13 protein-coding genes are annotated in these 18,524 nt (G+C 56.6%); 3 read left to right on the forward strand and 10 right to left on the reverse strand.

Annotated features, from left to right (window positions below; genetic code table 11):
* Nucleotides 1–100: 100 nt before the first annotated feature.
* The 4 genes from prfC to HZZ01_RS15900 form a co-directional block, all read right to left on the reverse strand.
* Nucleotides 101–1,687 carry a peptide chain release factor 3 gene (gene prfC, locus HZZ01_RS15885; protein ID WP_179898546.1) on the reverse strand — a complete coding sequence of 529 codons (1,587 nt, stop codon included), beginning with the start codon at nucleotides 1,685–1,687 and terminating at the stop codon, nucleotides 101–103.
* Nucleotides 1,688–1,980: 293 nt separating this feature from the next.
* Nucleotides 1,981–3,084: an amidohydrolase gene (locus tag HZZ01_RS15890; protein WP_179898547.1), complete on the reverse strand. Its 1,104-nt coding sequence runs from the start codon at nucleotides 3,082–3,084 to the stop codon at nucleotides 1,981–1,983.
* A 4-nt stretch (nucleotides 3,085–3,088) separates the two neighbouring features.
* Nucleotides 3,089–3,562 carry a YjiG family protein gene (locus HZZ01_RS15895; RefSeq protein WP_010248980.1) on the reverse strand — a complete coding sequence of 158 codons (474 nt, stop codon included), beginning with the start codon at nucleotides 3,560–3,562 and terminating at the stop codon, nucleotides 3,089–3,091.
* Nucleotides 3,552–4,220: a nucleoside recognition domain-containing protein gene (locus tag HZZ01_RS15900; RefSeq protein WP_179898548.1), complete on the reverse strand. Its 669-nt coding sequence runs from the start codon at nucleotides 4,218–4,220 to the stop codon at nucleotides 3,552–3,554. The genes HZZ01_RS15895 and HZZ01_RS15900 overlap by 11 nt, the downstream gene beginning before the upstream one ends.
* A 489-nt stretch (nucleotides 4,221–4,709) precedes the next feature.
* Between HZZ01_RS15900 and ftnA the strand changes: the two genes are divergently transcribed.
* Nucleotides 4,710–5,216 (forward strand): non-heme ferritin, encoded by a 507-nt coding sequence (gene ftnA, locus HZZ01_RS15905; RefSeq protein WP_179898549.1) that lies wholly within the window; start codon nucleotides 4,710–4,712, stop codon nucleotides 5,214–5,216.
* A 60-nt stretch (nucleotides 5,217–5,276) separates the two neighbouring features.
* Here the strand turns inward: ftnA and HZZ01_RS15910 are convergent, their stop codons facing one another.
* Together HZZ01_RS15910 and HZZ01_RS15915 are read right to left on the reverse strand one after the other, a co-directional pair.
* Nucleotides 5,277–7,640, reverse strand: a complete 2,364-nt coding sequence (locus HZZ01_RS15910; RefSeq protein ID WP_179898550.1) for a TIM-barrel domain-containing protein — start codon at nucleotides 7,638–7,640, stop codon at nucleotides 5,277–5,279.
* 10 nt (nucleotides 7,641–7,650) lie between these two features.
* Nucleotides 7,651–8,961 (reverse strand): MFS transporter, encoded by a 1,311-nt coding sequence (locus HZZ01_RS15915; RefSeq protein ID WP_179898551.1) that lies wholly within the window; start codon nucleotides 8,959–8,961, stop codon nucleotides 7,651–7,653.
* A gap of 223 nt (nucleotides 8,962–9,184) precedes the next feature.
* Here HZZ01_RS15915 and HZZ01_RS15920 point away from each other — a divergent pair, with 223 nt between their 5' ends.
* A complete protein-coding gene (locus HZZ01_RS15920; protein WP_179898552.1) occupies nucleotides 9,185–10,249 on the forward strand; it encodes a LacI family DNA-binding transcriptional regulator in 1,065 nt (354 codons plus the stop codon).
* A 10-nt stretch (nucleotides 10,250–10,259) separates the two neighbouring features.
* Here HZZ01_RS15920 and HZZ01_RS15925 read toward each other — a convergent pair whose 3' ends face one another.
* Nucleotides 10,260–13,109, reverse strand: coding sequence for a bifunctional diguanylate cyclase/phosphodiesterase (locus HZZ01_RS15925; RefSeq protein WP_179898553.1), 2,850 nt, complete (start codon nucleotides 13,107–13,109; stop codon nucleotides 10,260–10,262).
* 273 nt (nucleotides 13,110–13,382) lie between these two features.
* Nucleotides 13,383–13,994, reverse strand: coding sequence for a cupin domain-containing protein (locus HZZ01_RS15930; protein ID WP_179898554.1), 612 nt, complete (start codon nucleotides 13,992–13,994; stop codon nucleotides 13,383–13,385).
* A gap of 328 nt (nucleotides 13,995–14,322) precedes the next feature.
* On the opposite strand from HZZ01_RS15930, the gene HZZ01_RS15935 reads away from it, so the two are divergent.
* A complete protein-coding gene (locus HZZ01_RS15935) occupies nucleotides 14,323–14,805 on the forward strand; it encodes a YlaC family protein (RefSeq protein ID WP_136197976.1) in 483 nt (160 codons plus the stop codon).
* On the opposite strand, the gene HZZ01_RS15940 is transcribed toward HZZ01_RS15935, so the two are convergent.
* Nucleotides 14,802–16,205, reverse strand: coding sequence for a PLP-dependent aminotransferase family protein (locus HZZ01_RS15940; protein ID WP_179898555.1), 1,404 nt, complete (start codon nucleotides 16,203–16,205; stop codon nucleotides 14,802–14,804). The two genes, HZZ01_RS15935 and HZZ01_RS15940, sit on opposite strands and share 4 nt — an antisense overlap.
* Nucleotides 16,206–16,346: 141 nt before the next feature.
* Nucleotides 16,347–18,494, reverse strand: coding sequence for a bifunctional diguanylate cyclase/phosphodiesterase (locus HZZ01_RS15945; RefSeq protein ID WP_179898556.1), 2,148 nt, complete (start codon nucleotides 18,492–18,494; stop codon nucleotides 16,347–16,349).
* Nucleotides 18,495–18,524 lie beyond the last annotated feature (30 nt).

Raw genomic sequence — 18,524 nt, forward strand, 5'->3', positions numbered from 1 at the left:
TGATCACACGTCAAAACAGAAGAAATATGAAGTTTTTAGGAGGAGTCTGTAGCGGGGAAAACAGGGCCATTCCCAGCTGGAATGGCCCGGAAACAGGGGATTAGTGCTCGCGCGTTTTGCGGAAACGGACGTCAGGATAACGTTCCTGCGTAATATTCAGATTTACCATGGTCGGCGCGATATAAGCCAAATTATTACCGCCATCGAGCGCCAGGTTAACTTCATTTTTACGCTGGAAGTCTTCAAACTTTTTCGCATCGTCGCATTCAACCCAGCGTGCGGTAGAGACGTTAATCGCTTCGTAGATGGCTTCGACGTTATATTCGCTTTTCAGACGTGCGACCACCACATCGAACTGCAGCACCCCGACCGCGCCCACGATCAGATCGTTGTTATGCACCGGACGGAACACCTGCACAGCCCCCTCTTCCGACAGCTGAACCAGCCCTTTCAGTAGCTGTTTCTGCTTCAGCGGATCGCGCAGACGAATACGGCGGAACAGTTCCGGCGCGAAGTTCGGAATACCGGTGAACTTCATGTTTTCACCCTGCGTAAAGGTGTCGCCAATCTGAATGGTGCCGTGGTTATGCAGACCGATGATATCGCCAGGATAAGCTTCTTCAACGTGCGAACGGTCACCCGCCATAAAGGTCAGCGCGTCGGAGATCACCACATCTTTGCCGGTACGAACCTGACGCAGCTTCATCCCTTTTTCATATTTACCGGACACCACGCGCATAAAGGCTACGCGGTCGCGGTGTTTCGGGTCCATGTTCGCCTGGATCTTAAACACAAAGCCGGTGAACTTCTCCTCTTTCGCTTCTACGGTACGGGTGTCGGTATCACGTGGCATCGGACGTGGCGCCCACGCAACCAGGCCATCCAGCATATGATCAACGCCAAAGTTACCCAGCGCGGTACCGAAGAAGACAGGCGACAGTTTGCCGCTCAGGAAGGCCTCCTGCTCAAACTCGTGCGATGCGCCCTGCACCAGCTCCAGTTCTTCGCGCAGTTGGGCCGCCAGATCTTCACCCACTGCGGTGTCGAGATCCGGGTTGTCCAGCCCCTTCACGATGCGGACATCCTGAATAGTATGGCCTTTACCGGTCTGGTAGAGGTAAGTCTCATCTTTGTAGAGGTGATAAACCCCTTTGAACAGCTTGCCGCAGCCGATAGGCCAGGTGATAGGAGCGCAGGCGATTTTCAGCTCGCTTTCCACCTCATCCAGCACTTCCATCGGGTCACGGATGTCACGGTCAAGTTTGTTCATAAAGGTCAGGATCGGCGTATCGCGCAGACGGGTCACTTCCATCAGCTTGCGGGTACGATCCTCGACGCCTTTCGCGGCATCGATCACCATCAGACAGCAGTCGACTGCAGTCAGCGTACGGTAGGTATCTTCCGAGAAGTCTTCGTGACCTGGGGTATCCAGCAGGTTAACCAGGCTATCACGATAAGGGAACTGCATCACCGAGGTCGTAATGGAGATACCACGCTGTTTCTCCATCTCCATCCAGTCCGACTTGGCGTGCTGGTTAGAGCCACGGCCTTTTACCGTACCGGCGGTCTGGATAGCCTGTCCGAACAGCAACACTTTTTCGGTAATGGTGGTTTTACCGGCATCCGGGTGCGAAATGATCGCGAAGGTGCGGCGGCGTGCCACCTCTTCTAAAAAGGGATTAGACATGGAATTCTTCTCAATAGGCAGCGCAACGTACTGGCGCTGCTGATAAATCACGGTGGCCGGCAGAACCTTACCGGCGGGTAAACGGTGCCAAAAACGATCTGTGATCGCTGGCGGGTCAGCGCGAAGTTACATTGGCGTGAAGTCCGGTTACCTGGTCAGCTTTAAGGCGGCATAGCATACAATATTTTGCGCGCGCGGCCTACAGGGAAGGGGGCAGGATTTCATGGGCAGGAAATCGGGGAACAGTGGATGCCACAACAGGGCGGGACGGATCGGCATCCGCCCCGCCGCCATTATCCCAGCACCTTTCTGACGCAGGCTTTGAAGATCTGCACACCGATCTCAAGCGAGCTGAGATCAAAATGCATATCGGGATGATGCAGTCCTGGCGTCAGGTTGGTGCCCAGCCCCCAGAAGCCCGCTTTCACACCCGGACGCTTAACCGGATAGTAAAAAAAGTCCTCGCTGCCTGGCGTGGTCCGGGTCGACAGTGCGCCCTCTTCGCCCAGCACCTCGACGATGGCGGCGCGGATCACCGCCGTCGCCTCATCATCAATCTCTGCGGCGGGCATCTCTTTCAGCACCCGGACCTCCGCAGTGGCACCCAGTGCCGCCACGCTGTGGGTAATGGCGCGCGTGACCTGCTCTTTCAGCAGCGTCATCGGCCCGTTCTCCTGCGAACGCAGATCCCACACCACGCGGGCTTCATCCGGCACCGAGTTGGTGACACCGGCATCACACAGGAAGCGGGTCGCTTTGACGCTCCAGGTGAGGCCAGGCGAAAGATGGATGGCATTAACCGCCTGGACCGCTTGCGCGGCGGCATCCAGCGCGTTTACGCCAAGATGCGGACGCGCCGCATGGGCGGGCTGGCCTTTGATGGTCGCTTCCAGCGTGCTGCAGGCGGAGTAGAGCACCGCAGGCACCGCCTGACCCACTACGCACTCTTCAAGCGGCCGCAGATGGAAGCCCAGAATCATCTCCACATCGTCCAGAGCGCCCCCTTCGATCATTGAGAGCGCCCCGGCACCCAGCTCCTCGGCGGGCTGGAACAGGATCTTCAGCCGGCCCCGTTTCACTGTGCCCTCCGCAAGCAGCGCTGTCGCCGCCGTCAGCACCACAGAAGAATGACCGTCGTGCCCACAGGTGTGACGCGCACATGGCACACCATCAATGATGTGGCCCAGCGCATCCATATCCGCACGCAGCGCCAGCACCGGCCCCGGCACCCCACTGTCGATCTCCGCCACGATGCCGGTGGTGTTATTGATATTACGTGTCACCTTCAGGCCCGCTTTCTCCAGCTGGTCTGCGATGTAAGCCGAGGTTTTCACCTCCTGAAAACCCAGCTCCGGAATTTCGTGCAGATAGTGGTAATGCTCTAATACCTTAGACACAGCGTTACTCCTGAATAAACAGACGCATAACAGACATCGCGATCAGCGCGTTAATGATGCTCACCAGCATCAGTAGCGGCCAGTATTTTTTGGGCACATCAGCCACGCCCAGCAGCCGTCCCATATATTGCAGCTGCGATCCCATCAGGAAAATCGCCGGGGCCAGAATAGTGATATCCGCGCCAGTCAGTAGCCCTTTGGTCAGCAGGCTTACCGCTACGCCGGTGCCCGCCGACGATGAGAGCCAGGCGGTGAGCAACACGGTAATCGCCTCGCCCGGCAGGCCGAACAGTCCCATCACCGGCGCAAAGACATGCCCGAGAAACTGCATGATACCGAGCAGATTCAGCACTTCTGCCAGCACATAGGCCATCACCACATTCGGCATCAGGTTGTGAATGGCGATGTGGAAGCCTTTACGCGCACCGGTCACAAACACATCAAATGGATTACTGCTGGTCGTGATCTTATTTTCCATCGGTGAAATCCTTCTTATACACACTGTTTAACACAGCGCGCGTTATCGCCGCACCGACAAATTTAAGGACGAACATTAATAACAGCGGAATAATAATTGGCAGCGTCATTGAAGCGAACAGCGCTGAACCAATGGCGAAATAATTATTAATTAATCCGGCACCCGAATATTGCCAGGCGCTCATCACCACCACCTCTTTTTTACCGATCTGTTTCTGATCAGCCATCTCTTTGGTTAATGCCGCGCCCGCATCGGTACTTTGCAGGTCGGTGATTAACGCCAGACCGCAATGGCCAGGCAGCCCCATCAGGGGTTTTAGCAGCGGGGTCAGCAACCGGTGTGCCGCGCGAATGGCGCCGTAATGGGTGAAGATTTCCAGTACGCCCAGCGCCAGCATTACCGTGGGCGTCAGCGACAGCGCAAACAGGAAACCTGCTTTGGCGCTGAGTCCGCCTGCGCCCAGAAAGGTGTTACTGGCGGGATCTTTCATTGTGCCAAAACGGCCACCCAGGGTGGTGAAGTCAAAGGCACCCAGCCATGCAAGCCCCTCAACGTGATAAAACAGCCCTGAAAAAAACAGAATGGCAAAAATTAACGCGACATAACTGCCTTTGGTCGCCGTCATATTTACCGGATTAACCACACTCTCTTCTGACATTTCTTTCTCCTGATAAGCTGCTTTGCCGCAAATTCCCTGGCGTAGCAAATTTCAATTTAGGGAAATGATTCTTAAGCAGGATTTATGCCAGAGCCGACCAGAGCGCGATGATTACTATCGCGCCTGTCGCTTCCGGACGTTTAATCCCTGCCAGCCGTCATTCGCTTTCCGAAATAACGTTTTCCGACCGCGAGGTAATATTTTCGGTTCGTCATCAGATGACGGCTATTTCGCCTGCGTTTGTGATGGTTGCACCAGCAGATCCACACCCGCCCGCACTATCATGGTGCTGATTACCCTGGCGTTATTGCCCGATAACCTGTGATACCCAATGAGAATTGGTCGCATTCAATTTCCGAAATAATTCTATTTAAATCAATCAGATAAATTAGCTTATTTTGCCGAAAAGGCTTCACTTTACTAACATGTTTGATGCATAATTCACCGACTATATATCTGTATTTAACATCTTCTTAAAAGGACTCGGCCATGCTGACTGCTGAAATGACTGGGCGTTTAAACGACCAGCTGAACCTGGAATTTTTCTCTGCCAATCTTTATCTGCAAATGAGCGCCTGGTGCAGCGACAAAGGATTTGAGGGTGCCGCTTCCTTCCTGAAGATGCATTCACGCGAAGAGATGCAGCATATGCAGCGTCTGTTTGATTACCTGAGCGATACCGGCGGCATGCCAGTGCTGGGCACCATCGCTGCGCCGCCCGTCTCTTTCACCTCACTGAATGAGATTCTGCAGCAGGCGCTGGAGCATGAGCAGCTGATCACCAGCAAAATCAATGAACTGGCCCATGCTGCGATGACCTCACAGGATTACTCTACCTTCAACTTCCTGCAGTGGTATGTTGCCGAGCAGCACGAAGAAGAGAAACTGTTCAAAACCGTGCTGGATAAACTGGCGCTGGTCAGCAACAGCGGCAACGGTCTGTTCCTGGTCGATAAAGATCTGGGCCGCATGAGCACCGAGAGCCACGCAGAATAAGCGTTATCGGCCCCTTTTCGGGGCCGATCTTATTTCCGTCTTGCTGACACCACTGCACCGCTATTCCAGCCGGTAACTCGCCGCTTGCTCGCCATTCACCCACAGTTCACGACGTTCACCTTCAGGCAGTAACAGTGCGATCTCTCGCCAGGCAGGCTGGTAATCACCACGTTTTTCCACCGTCAGGTCGATGCGGTCAGCGCTGCTGCACAATGTCCAGCTCAGCCACAGTGCATTACCCTGCTGCCAGCCGTGGCTCTCGCCATCGTCATCAAACATTTCGCCCTGAGTCGTTATGCCTTCTGGTGCTGGCCATAGCTGCCATTGCCGCACCGTATCGCGCCGTGCATCGGTGGTGCTTTCGCACTCGCCCAGCGGGATCACTGCACCAGCCCGCACCAGCAATGGCAGCCGATCCAGCGGTGCATCCAGCGTGATGGTCTCGCCACCTGCAAACGCCTTACCGCTGTGCCAGTCATACCAGCCGTCACGGTTACGTGGCAGATAGACTTCACGGCTGCGCGCCCCCTGCTCTACGACGCTGGCGACCAGCAAATCGCGTCCCAGCATAAAGTCATCGCACTCCTGATACGTCTGCGGATCCTGCTCGTGATCGAGGAAGGTCGGACGCAGCATCGGCTCATCTTCCACACTGGCCTGCCACGCCAGATTATAGAGGTAAGGCATCAGACGATAACGCAGCCGGATCGCCTTGCGGATCATCGGTGTGACTGCCGGGTACATCCACGGCTCGTTCACCGTGTGATCGTCATTCCACGAATGGATAGTAAAGCGCGGATGCATTACGCCATTCTGAACCCAGCGCACAAACAGCTCGGCATCCGGTTTATCACCAGAGAAGCCGCCGACATCGTGTCCGACATTAAACAGCCCGGACAGGCTCATTCCCAGCCCCATGCGGATGTTGTAACGCAGGGTCTGCCAGCTGGTGCGGTTATCGCCGCTCCAGGTCTGCACATAGCGCTGCATCCCGGCACAGCCGGAACGGGAGATCAGATAAGGACGTTTCTCTGGAGCAAACTGCTGCTGCGCTTCCATTGAGGCGCGCATCATCAGCAGCGGCATCACCGGCCGGATATGCTTGATGGCAATGGGCTGACCAAAACCGTGACAGCGCGCTTCGCCATCCCACACCTCATATTCATTGTTATCGTTCCAGGTGGAATCGATGCCTTTTTCCAGCAACTGCTGAGTAACATTCTCCTGCCACCAGCGCACCGCCTGCGGATGGGTGAAATCCAGGTGCGATCCCTCATCATCCCAGAACACCGAACGCTCAGGACGATCCTGCTCAGAATCACGAATAAACAGCCCCTGTGATGCGACTTCCTGATAGCGAGGATGATCCTGCAGCAGACAGGGCTTGATGTTGGCCGCCAGCTTCATTCCGGCACGATGAAACGCGTCGCTCAGCGCATTGGGATTCGGGACTTTGTCGTAGTTCCAGTTGAAGACGTAGCGCTTGTTATTAATCGAGGTATAACCGGATGAGAGCTGGAACGAGTCGCAGGGAATCTCATGCTCACAACACAGGCGGATAAAGGATTGCAGCTGCTGCTGTGCGTCCGGCGCGTCGGTGTAATGCATGGTAGAACCGCTGTAACCCAGGCTCCACTTCGGCTGAAACAGCGTGCGTCCGGTCAGGCGTACAAAGGCTTTGGTCACGTCGAGCAGCGTCGGGCCAAGCATCATGTAGTAATCAAGATCACCCGCCTCGGCGCGGTAACGGCGATAAGGCAGATGGTAGTTATCCAGCTCATTTCCCAGATCGAGCCAGCTGCTGCTGAGGTTGTCATAGAACAGGCCAAAGCTGACGCCATCGCGCTGCGTCAGGGTAAACGGAATATGTTTGTAGAGCGGATCGGTACTGGCGGCGTTGTAGCCCATGGCGTCGAGATTACGCATCTCAAAACGGCGGTTAACGCGGTTCAGGTCGCCACTCTTCTCACCCAGACCATACACCCGATCCTGCGGCTGACGACGCTGATAGTGCTCGACACCGTCGCCGTGCGCATTCAGCAGATAAGCGCCGGTGTGGCGATCGGCCGTCAGTGGCTGCCAGTTCTCGCCATCGAACTGCTCCCAGCTCAGGCAGAGCGGCTGATGCACGGTGACGCGCAGCTGTTGGGTGCTGAGACGCAGTTGCTGCGCATCGTGTTCCACCTGAAACGTCGGCAACGTAAAACCATCCAGCGCCTCGCGGTCACGTCCCTCCCAGGGCACATCCTGACCGGGCGCAATACTCCAGGTGCGGTTCAGCGCCAGCTCACCGTCGCGTTTCAGCAGCACGCGCATCAGCTTTTCTTCCAGCACATAAAGCCGCAGGAAATGACGTTGTTCGACTTTGAGCTCAACAAAGTGATCCGCCTGCTGATGCAGCGTCCAGTTCTTCAGGGTTTTCATCGCGATATCCTTATGGGTTAGCAGGGCGCTGGCGGCGTTCGGCGATCAGCATCACCAGGAAAACGGCACCAATCAGGTCAAAAAAGCCCATCGCCACAAACAGCGGATTGAAGCCGATGGTATCGGCGGTGACACCGATAATCAGCGAGAAGATAAAGCTGGCGATCCAGGCGCAGGAGCCGCGCATGCCGTTGACCGTGGCCATCTGGCGGCGATCAAAACGCTCTACCACCAGCGCGCTCAGCATGCAGGAGATCACCTGATGACCGAAGCCACCGACGGAGATCAGGGCGATAGCCAGCCAGGGATCTTTCACCAGCGTCATCAGCGCCAGCGAGACCATCAACAGAGCGCCGGTCACCGAACTGGCGACAATGGAGTTGACGCGGGTAAGTCCAAACCAGCGCACGTAGATTTTGGTCAGATAGCCGCTGGCGACGCTGCCAAGGTCGGCGGCCAGGAATGGCAGCCAGGCGAACATCACAATCTGCTTGAGATCCATGCCGCGCTCATTGGCAAGATAGAGTGGCACCCAGAAGCTCAGCACCGCCCAGGCCGGTTCAGCCAGAAACGCAGGAATAGCGATGCCGTAGAATTTCTTCTCTTTACCAATCACTTTCAGCGCGGTGAAAAACGGCAATTTTTCACCGATCGTTTCGTTGTCCTGATTAATAAAGTTGCGCTCTTCATCAGAGAGACGAGGATGGGTTTCCGGCGAGTGATAGCCCCACCACCAGAGTCCCACCCACAGCAGGCCCAGGCCGCCGGTCAGCAGAAAGGCGCCCTGCCAGCCAAAAGTAATATGCGCGACATAGATAATCGGGGGAGCCAGCATGGCACCAATTGAAAAGCCGACGCCCGCCCAGCCCGCAGCAACCGGACGCTCCTTTTTGGGAAACCAGTCACCGATCGCTTTGGCGTTAGCCGGTGTGGCCGCCGCTTCTGACGCCCCCATGACGAAACGCAGCAGCGCCAGATGCAGCCAGCTTCCCGCGCCAGCGTGCAGCAGGCAGGTCACCGACCAGATGAGCGCGCAAATCAGGAACCCCATCTTCAGTCCGATCACATCGATCAGCCAGCCGCAGATGGGCTGAAACAGGGTATAGGCCAACTGAAACGCGGCGACCACCCAGGAGTACTGTTCGGTACTCATATGCAGGCTGTTTTTCAGTTCCGGTGCCAGAATGCCGAGTGAGTTGCGGGTGATGTAATTGACGGTGACACCCAGCAGGAACATGCCCAGCATCCACCAGCGTAAATTTTTAATCACGCGCACCGTGCGTGACGCACTGATGGGTTTCGTTGTTGATTCGAGGCTCATTGTGCCACTCCTGATTACCATTGATGACGCACACCGCCAGCAGGCGTACCGCGTGTCCTTTTCACGAACTTAGAAAAGTGCGAAACGTGGGTACAGCCCCTTTTTTGCAACGATTTTCATGGCAGGCTTAATACCAACAGGAAATAGCACTGAAACGCTTATCTGACACGATTCAGCACACTATGAAAAATTTTTCATTAGCAGATTTGAAGGCGATCACAGAATGAAACAAAGGCTGAAAGTAGGCGAAATTGCAGCACTGAGCGGCGTCTCGATCAGCACGGTATCGCGCGTGCTGGCGGGTAAAGCGAATACCCGGCCCGCTACCCGGGACAAAGTGCTGGCCGTGGCGCAGCAGCAGGGCGTGCTTAACAACCTGCATAGTGGTCGCCTGCTGCTGAATAACCTGATGGTCTTTGCCCCACCCCGCGCCTTCGACGTGCGCAGTGACATCTTCTACTACAAGGTCATTCAGGGGATTAGCCAGGCGGTGGAGCCTCACGAGGTACGGCTGCGCTACTGCCCGCTGGAAGAGGTGGAAAGTGATGCCGCGCTGTTTATCGATAAGATGCAGCAGACCGAAGCGGCGTTGCTGATTGGCATTGATGATGAGCATATCCATCAGCTGGCGGCGGAGATGAACAAACCCTGCGTGCTGATTAACGCCCGCGATCGTCGTATGCGCCTGCCGTCGGTCTCGCCGCATCATCAGCTGATCGGCGAGTTTTCAGCGCGTTATCTGTTTGAGCAGGGACACCGGCAGATCCTGTCGCTGCACTGCCTGCGCCGTTACACCATGGAGCAACGACTTCAGGGCGTGCGCGACGCCTGGCATGCCATGAACCTGCGCTTTGACAGCCGCCAGCATCTGCTGACCCTGAATAGCTTCAGCAGCAATGAGGCGGCGGAACGATTAGGGGAATATCTGCGCCACTGCCCGGATGCGCTGCGCCCAACGGCGATTCTCGCGAGCGGAGATTACATTGCCGCTGGCGCCGTCACTGCGCTTGAGCAAGCAGGCCTGCGGGTGCCGCAGGATATTTCAGTGATGAGTATGGATGGGTTTAACCTGGCCGCTATTCACGATATTCCGCTGACGTCGGTGCAGGTGCCGCGTGATGAGCTGGGCGCTGCAGCAGTGAGAATGCTACAGGAGATGCGACTGAATCCCGGCACACCCACCGGTAGCCTGCTGCTGAATGGCAGGCTGGTGGTGCGGGAGTCTGTGCGTCGCATCCGCGACAATCTCAGCCATGCGCCGGTCCAGCAGCATGGCCTTTATGATTAATGCGGGAGGATTAACTCAGCGTCTTCAGTCGCAATTCTGACGGCTGAGGCCGTCCAAACAGAAAGCCCTGAAACAGCGTGCAGCCCTCATCGCGCAGCTTAGCGAACTGCTCATCGCTCTCTACCCCTTCGGCGGTAATCTGGATATCCAGACTGCGGCTCATGCCCGTAATGGCACGGATGATTGCCAGCGCCTCGCGGCTGTCGCCCATATCGTTGATAAAGGATTTGTCGATTTTGATTTTGTCGAACGGGAAAGAGCGCAGGTAGCTCAGCGACGAATAGCCGGTGCCGAAATCATCCAGCGCAATCTGCACGCCCAGCGCCTTGAGGTTTTGCAGGGTACGGATATTCCCCAGTGAATCATCCAGCAGCACCGATTCAGTGATCTCAACTTCCAGCCGCGCCGGATCGAGACCCGACTCCTTCAGCGCGCCTTCGACCACCGGCACCAGCGAGCTGTTTTTGAACTGCAATGGTGAGAGGTTGACCGAGACCGACTGCACCCCTTCCCAGCTCGCCGCTTCACGACAGGCTTCGTAAAGCGCAAACGCTCCCAGCATATGGATCAGGCCGGTCTCTTCCGCAATCGGGATAAAGTCGTTTGGCATGATCAAGCCACGGATCGGATGATGCCAGCGCATCAGCGCCTCATACCCAATAATTGTGTGGTGATCGCCATTGGTGATGGGCTGATAGTAGAGCCGCAGATGCCCGCCACTGATCGCATCACGCAGATCGTTTTCAATCAGACGCCGGCTGCGCGCCACATCGTCCATCTCCAGCGTAAAATGCTCATAGCGGTTACGGCCGTTGCGTTTGGCTTCATACAGCGCCATGTCCGCACAGCGCAGCAGCTGCTCTGGCGTATTGGTAATAGTGGTGCTGAGTGCAATACCTACGCTCAGCCCAACCGTCAGATTATGACCTTCCACATTAACCGGCGAACGAATCGCCTCGATCAGGCGCTGCGCTACCGCGCTTGCCTCATCACTGTTCGCCACCGAAGGCAGCACGATGGCGAACTCATCGCCACCGATACGCGCCAGCGTATCCTGGTCGCGCAGCACGTTGCGCAGACGCTTTGCCACGCTGCGCAGCAGCTCATCGCCAATCTGGTGACCCAGTGCATCGTTTACATTTTTAAAGTTATCGAGGTCAAGGCAGAGCGCGGCGGTCTGACGCTGTGCCTGACCAGCGCTGCGTAAGGCTTCACTCAGACGCTGGCGGAACAGCATGCGGTTCGGCAGGCTGGTAAGGTTATCGTGGTGCGCCATATGGTGAATACGGGCATCGGCGGCGCGCTGGTCGGTGACATCTTCTACCAGCAGCATCAGATAGTTACGACGCGCATCCTGGCCATTAATCGCGGTAGCGCGGGTATGCAGAATGCGTTCGCCGCTGGCGGTCATCAGCAACTGCTCGCGCTCATGCATGCCTTCACTGCGCAGCGCAACATCGGCCAGATTATTAAAGTAGTCACTGAGTTCAGGCGACATGCATTCGTGCGGACGCTTGTTGACGATCAGTGATTTGGACAGGCCGAACAGCTGCTGTGTGCGGTCATTAACCAGCAGGATTTCACGTGTGATCGCATCTTCCACAATCACGCAGGAGGGGATGTTGGCGATGATGTTATCGAGGAATCTGGAGAGCGCCGTTTTCTGGGTGCTCTGAGCTTCGGCCAGATCGCGGGCGCGCAGGATCTGCTGCTCCTGTTCACGGCGTTCCGTGCGGTCGCGGGTGATCTTGGCGAAGCCGACCAGTTTACCGTCATCATCATGGATGGCGTCGATCACCACATGCGCCCAGAAAGCGCTGCCATCTTTGCGGTAACGCCAGCCCTCATCTTCAAAGCGGCCGGTTTTCAGCGCGATACCGAGGTTGGCTTCCGGCGTCCGGTTCAGCCGCTCCTGGGAACTGTAGAACAGTGAGAAGTGCTGACCGACCACTTCTTCCGCTGTGTAACCTTTGGCGCGCTGTGCGCCGGCATTCCAGTTCACCACCACGCCCTCGACGTCGAGCATATAGATAGCGTAATCGGTAACGCCTTCTACCAGCAGACGGAAACGCTGCTCCTGCTCCCGTTGCTCACTGCGGATGCGCTGCTGTTCGGTGCAGTCGCGGGTGATTTTGGCATAGCCCAGCAGCTTGCCCTGATCGTCGCGGATCGTGTCGATCACCACATTCGCCCAGAAGGCGCTGCCATCTTTGCGATAGCGCCAGCCTTCATCTTCAAAACGGCCGGTGCGATACGCGGTTTGCAGGTTCTGCTCAGGAACATGATTCAGCCGATCCTGCGCGCTGTAGAAGCGGGAAAAATGCTGACCGACGATCTCTTCTGCCACATAACCTTTGGCCCGCTGCGCGCCAGCATTCCAGTTCACCACGTTGCCGTCGTGATCGAGCATGTAGATGGCGTAATCGGTGACGCCTTCCACCAGCAGACGGAAGCGCGACTCCTGCTCCCGCTCTTTGTGCTGCTGTTCCTGTTGCCGGGTACAGTCACGGCAGATAGCAGCAAATCCGACCAGCTGGGCCACTTCATTGCGGATCGGATAGATCACCACGTGAGCCCAGAACGTACTGCCATCTTTACGACAGCGCCAGCCTTCGGTTTCAAACCGTCCGGTGGTCGCTGCCGTATCGAGTTCGCGCTGAAGCTGACCGCGACGGCGATCCTCTTCGTTGTAAAACAGAGCGGCATGCTGACCAATAATTTCGTCTGGCCTGTAACCCAGGACGTGCAGCCCCCCGCCGTTCCAGCTGGCGACGGTTCCATCCGGTTTAAGCATGGTGATCGCATAATCGATCACGCTTTGTACCAGCATGCGATAGATGACATCAGAGTTATTATCCATTGTTATTTGCCTGCTGCTCGGGAGCCGGTTAATGGCTTAAGAATGTTCTTAATAAACTGGCCGAGACTAAAGCGGAAAAGGTCTGCAAACACAAGCGTATCAAGAAGAATAACTAATCTTAGCAGGTGATATATCGGCAGCGGTGGCCAAATATTCAATGGTATGACAACAGGATTACGCGCATGGCATTGGCGTTTAAAACAGATTTCAGGGCAAAAAAGCAGAAGCGCGAGACGTGCTCGCGCTTAATTATTTCGTGACGGGCGCAGATATTTACAGATCCATCTGTTGCTGTAAATGCAGTGCGGCAATGGGCTGCCAGATCTCGGTTAAGGCGCCCTCTTTGCCGGTAAAAGGATCCTGCGTCGGCAAGGGCACTTTTTTCACCTGCTCGTGGGCCACTTTCAGCTTCGCAGGCTCATCGCGCATCGTCTCTGGCGACATGCCCTGCGGATAGGCACCCACCACCATAAAATCTTCGCTGGCGCTGACCTGACGATGGCCGACACCTGCAGGAATCAGCACCGCATCGCCTGCGCGCAGGGTGACCATCCGGCCACTGTCGCCGCCAAACAGCACTTCCGCCCAGCCTTCCGCCACGCCCAGCAGTTCATGGGTGTTGGGATGATAATGGGTATAGGGGAAAATCGGATAACGCCAGGCAGGCGGCCAGCCGTTTTCTTCGAAGGTTTTTTCAAACCACGTCGCGATCTCCTCATCTTCCGGCACCACGCGCGGCCAGATAATCAGAGGTAACGGGTTATTAGGCACGCCGCCCGAGGGGATACCGAACATAAGATGCTGAGGATTATCAGAGGCCCCGGCCGAGAAGGTTCCCGCAGCAAAGGACATCATTAACATCAGACTGGAGGATGTGGCACGCATACAGGTTCTCCGTTTTTTCTAAGTGTGGCAAACCTCCAGCACAATGCAATGTGCGCCAGAGAACACAATTGAGATAATTGACTGATATTGCTGACTAAAGCCAAATGTGTCGTTAACAATATTGCAACGAGGTCGTTGCGGGACGGCGGGAAGCGGTTCTTACTGCGGCAAAGTGTTGCAAAATGTCACATGTACAGACCCCCGCCGCTTCAGCCGGTTTTTCTGGCACGCATTTTCTCAACTGTTATAGAAAAATCGAACAAATCTGTTTCTGATATGCTTGACTGTTATCTGTTGTAATAGCTAACAGATGACAGTGAGGTAACCAATGGACGCTATTAAACAAATTCTGATTGACGAGATCGCCACGCTGAACCGCGAAGAACGTCGCGACAATTTGCCGCGCTTTAGCCTCTCGTTTCTGAAAAACCATCCTGGCCTCTGGGCAGTCATGTACCTCTGCTATGGGCTGTGCGTGGCGCTGATTTTCACCACCGAGATGCTCGGCTGGCCCGCTTTCTGGTTTGCCACCGTGTTTGTGCTGGTGATGAGCGTGCTGATGCTGCTGGATATCAACCCGAAATATCGCTTCGAAGATATCGATGCGCTCGATTTGCGCGTCTGCTACAACGGCGAGTGGTATTACGTCCAGCCGGTGCGCGAACAGGCTATTTCCCGCATTCTGTCGCTGCCTGAGACGCCGGAGCGGGTAAAAACCGGCATCCAGCGTCTGCTGACACAAAAAGGGGAAGTGGACTTCTATGATGTCTACTACCTGACCTGGGGCCATCAGGAAGCGGCACGGGTTTAATCGCTCTGCGGCTCCGCCATCAACTGACCCAGCGTTGCTATTGCCGCCTCGGCCCGGCTATCCCACGGCCAGGCGGTATTCAGCCGAAAACAGTGACTGAACTGCTCCCCTGCCGAAAATAACTGCCCCGGTGCAATACTGATCCCCCGCGCCAGCGCCTGCTGATAGAGCCGGGTAGTATTGATGCGATCCGGCAGCGTCACCCAGAGAAAATAGCCGCCGCGCGCTTCGCTGACCATGGCCTGTGGTGGCAGCACCTTCAGCAACGCCTGCCGCACCATCTGCTGCCGCTTCGCCAGAATCTGCCGCAGCCGCTTCAGATGAGTGTCGTAACGCCGCGTGGCAAGAAAATCGGCCAGCGCCAGCTGCATCGGGGCGCTGGTCGAGAGCGTGCTCATCAGCTGTAGCCGCTGAATACGCTGCGCATGTTGTCCTGCCGCAACCCAGCCAACGCGAAATCCCGCCACCAGCGACTTTGAAAACGACCCGCAGTGCAGCACGTTACCCTGGCGATCCCAGGCTTTCGCCGGCAATGGCGCCACATTCCCCGCCCAGAGTTCGGCATAGACGTCATCTTCGATCATCGGTACCTGATAGCGTGCAAGCAGCGCCACCAGCGCTTGTTTGCGTTCCGGGGTTAACGTCACGCTCAGTGGATTCTGCAGGGTTGTCATTAGCCAGCAGGCCTTTACCGGCCAGCGTTGCAGAGCCTCCTCCAGCTGAACAAGGTCGATGCCCTGGTTTGCATCGACCGGAATCGCCAGCGCTTTGAGCTTCAGTCGCTCTATCGCCTGCAGCGCGCCATAAAAACCCGGATGTTCAATCACTACATAGTCGCCGGGTTCGGTCAGGGATTGCAGGCTGAGGTTCAGCGCCTCCAGCGCCCCGCTGGTAATAACAATCTCATCCGGCGACAGAGTGATGCCCTGACGCGCATAACGCTGCGCGAGGAGCTGTCGCAGCGTGGCGTTGCCGGGTGGAAGATTGTGCAGCGCATCGGTTGGCGTCAGATGATGAGAGACGTTCGCCAGTGATCGCATCAGCTGGCGCTGTGGAAAGAGCGCGGGATCGGGAAAAGCGGAACCAAATGGCACGATAGCGGGATCGCGCGTGGCCTGCAGCACATCAAACACAAAATCGTTGATATCCACCTGTTCGCTGATTGCCACACTCAGCGGTGCGGGGGCTAAGGCTCGCGGTGCCACGTAGTAACCTGACTGTGGGCGGGAGACGATCCAGCCCTGACTCTCCAGCAATTCATAGGCATGCAGCACCGTCATCAGACTGACGCCCTGCTGCGCCACCTGCTGACGCAGAGAGGGTAAACGGGTGCCCGGCAGCCAGATGCCGGCCTCAATCTGCTGCTGAATCTCATCCATCAATCGCTGGTATTTCGCCACGGGTCGCCTCTCCCTGTTTAACCGTGAATAGTTAAACCGCAAGTAGTTTAAGCGCGAGACTTTACCACGGCAGGCGACCAATGGCAGGCGGCTATCGCTTAGCGCATGCGACCGCGCGGATTATGAGCGGCGTCAGGCGTCTCAGACCGCCGCCACTTGCGGCGTCAACAGTGGATCGACTTCAGGGCTCAGGCTGACATCCGCCAACGCCTCATCGGTTTCCGCCAGCACAAAATTAGCCAGGTCTGGCACCCGATCCGGGGGAACCGGCTTGCCCAGCAGATAGCCCTGAAGCGTGTTACACCCCAGGCGGGTCAGGAAAGCCTGCTGTTCGGCGGTTTCAACCCCCTCAGCCACCACTTTCAGTTGCAGCGACTGCGCCAGTGCCACAATCGCCGACACAATGGTGGCATCTTCTTTCTGATGCTGGAGTTCATTCACAAAGGCCCGGTCGATCTTCAGCTCGCTGGCCGGCAGACGTTTCAGATAGAGCAGGCTGGAGTAGCCCGTGCCGAAGTCATCAATTGAGGCTTTTACGCCGAGCTGGGTCAGCTCGGTGAGAATACGTACGCTCTCATCAGGATCGCGCATCGCGGTCGTTTCCGTCACTTCCAGGGTCAGCAGTTCAGCCGGAATCTGATGTTTTTCCAGCGCATCCACCACCGTCTCTACCAGATTCGACTGCTCAAACTGCAGCGCTGAAAGGTTCACCGCCACCGACCAGTCCGGATGGCCCTGCAGATGCCACTGGCGCAGCTGGCGACAGGCTTCATGGATCACCCAGTTGCCGATGTTGACAATCATGCCGGTCTTTTCCGCCATCGGCAGGAATTTATCCGGCGACAGCAGGCCGCGCTTCGGATGCTCCCAGCGCAGCAGCGCCTCGAAACCGAGAATCGGGCCACACGGGGCGCAATATTTTGGCTGATAGAACAGGCGCAATTCATCGTTATCCAGCGCCTGCCAGAGATCGTTATTCAGCTGAAGCTGGCTCTGCGCCTGAATGTTCATTGAGGGCTGGAAGAAGGTATAGCCGTTGCGGCCATTATTTTTGGTGTGGTACATCGCCGCATCGGCGTTAAACATCAGTTCGCGCTCATCCATGCCATCGCCAGGATAAACCGCGATGCCAAGACTCAACGAGACCACCAGTTCATAGCGTGAGATATCAAACGAACGCCCCACCGCTTTAACCAGCTTATCGGCAATGGCCGCCGCATCGTTGGGATCATCAATCTCCACCAGCAGCACGAACTCGTCACCTCCGAGCCGCGCCAGCGTGTGGTAACCGTTCATCTGCTGGCTCATCCGCTCGGTCACGCCGACCAGCAGACTGTCGCCAATGTGGTGCCCGAACGCGTCGTTAACTGCCTTAAACCTATCGAGATCCATAAACATCAGGGCAAACTGCGTCTGCTCACGGTTCGCTTTATTGATCGCCTGCTCCAGCCGGTCTTCCAGCAGAATACGGTTTGGCAGGCGCGTCAGGTTATCGTGCAGCGCCAGCTGTGCCAGCTCGCGGTTCGCTTCAGCCAGTGAGCTGGCAAGAATCGACGTACGCGCCTGCATCCGCGCATCCAGCATCGAGACCAGCAGCGTTATGCCCAGAATCGAGATCGTGACCACCGTGACCAGAATCGCCAGCCAGTTGCTGTTAACACCCTGACCGACCGGATGACTGTGGACAGGAAACTCTGCCGCCATCATGCCGGTATAGTGCATGCCCGCAATCGCACAGCCCATCACCACCGAGGCACCAATGCGCAGCAGAGTGATCCGGCTGGTCTGCCCTTCCCGAAGATTAAACGCCAGCCACAGCGCTGCACCAGAGGCGGCCAGGGCGATCACGACTGAAAGCCCTACCCAGCCCCACTTCCAGACAATGCCGGGCGAGAACATCAGCGCCGCCATGCCGGTGTAGTGCATCGCCACCACGCCACTGCCGAGGATCAGTGCCCCCCCCACCAGACGCGATAAGGGCAGATCGGCACTGCTGCAGACCAGCCACAGCGCAAATATTGATGCACAGACCGCGATGGCGGCGGAGAAGGCCGTCAGTCCGGCGTTGTAGCTCATGACCATCTCCATGCTCATCGACAGCATGCCGATAAAGTGCATCGCCCAGATGCCAATGCCCATGGAAAACCCGCCGCCGAATAGCCAGACCAGCGCGACTTTGCCGGTGGAATGCACCACTCTTCCCGCCATATCTAAGGCAGTAAACGAAGCCAGCATCGCCACAAGAACGGAGACGATAACGATAAAAGAGTCGTATGAGGTTGCTAACATAGTGCATTCCCGCAAAAAGCCATGCTGATG

It is taken from the genome of Pantoea sp. WMus005 (assembly GCF_013415305.1).
Taxonomy (GTDB): Bacteria; Pseudomonadota; Gammaproteobacteria; order Enterobacterales; family Enterobacteriaceae; genus Pantoea; species Pantoea rara.